1 protein-coding gene is annotated in these 1,021 nt (G+C 38.2%); it reads right to left on the bottom strand.

The features are described 5' to 3' along the window. Nucleotides 1-110: 110 nt before the first annotated feature. Nucleotides 111-659, bottom strand: a complete 549-nt coding sequence (locus HMPREF9420_RS13065) for a DDE-type integrase/transposase/recombinase (protein ID WP_315969394.1) — start codon at nucleotides 657-659, stop codon at nucleotides 111-113. Nucleotides 660-1,021 lie beyond the last annotated feature (362 nt).

The following is a 1,021-nucleotide window of genomic DNA, read 5'->3' on the forward strand; positions in this document are numbered from 1 at the left end:
CAAATATAGTTATTTACTCTGATATTTCATTGTTTTATTATCAAAAATTCTTTTGTTGATTGAACTTTGCTTTATTATTTCTCTTATCTTTTTAATTTTCTCCCCTTGTCCTAAATATACGTCTTTGGGTGTGAGATTATCCAATGATTCATGAAATCTTTTTTCATTATAATTACCCACTCATCCATACTCGAGCATAGCTCCCAATGGGTAATATACCTGCTGTAGTCATCAATTATTGTAGAGAGATAATACCAGCCCCAACCCTTGACTTTGAAATAGGTAAAATCGGTCTGCCACATCTCATTGGGGAATTTAGTCTTATGATAGAACTCATCAGCTGCAAGGACGAAATCATGCTCCATACGTTCCAATAGACCTCTTTCGTGCAGAATACGATAAAAGCTTGATTCTGAAACGAATATCTGACTTTCTTCCAATAAAAGAACGGACAATTCCCTGGGGGTGAGCTCAGGATGCTCTAAAGAAAGTTCAACCACTATTTGTCGAATATGGTCGGGGATGCGGTTCCACGTTGTAGGTGCTCTGTAATGTGTTGCTCTGAGAGCATTCAAACCTCCCATAGCATATATCTTATACCAATTATAAAAGGTACGTATAGGGATTCCTAAACGCTTAAGTGCCTGAACAATACTCAGGCTCTGAACGTTTTACTGTTTGAACGATGCTCTCTCTCTTCCGCACTATAACGTATATACGATTCATGCATAGGACTTATTCGATGAGTTTCAAGCTTTTTTTTACAACGTCATATCTAACTACCAAATCGGCAAGGGCTTCTTTTAAGCGAATATTTTCATGACGAAGTTCCTTTACCTCATCACTCGTTGCTTCACGGACGGTATCACCATCAAGGCGAGCTTTGCCAGCCTCAATAAATTCCTTATTCCATTGCAGTAAGTGCTGTCGGATATACTATATTTACGACAGAGTTCAGCGATACTCTGTTCTCCACGGATTCCTTCCATCACAATCAATACCTTTTATTCTGAAGTGAAAA

It is taken from the genome of Segatella salivae DSM 15606, assembly GCF_000185845.1.
Classification (GTDB): Bacteria; Bacteroidota; Bacteroidia; order Bacteroidales; family Bacteroidaceae; genus Prevotella; species Prevotella salivae.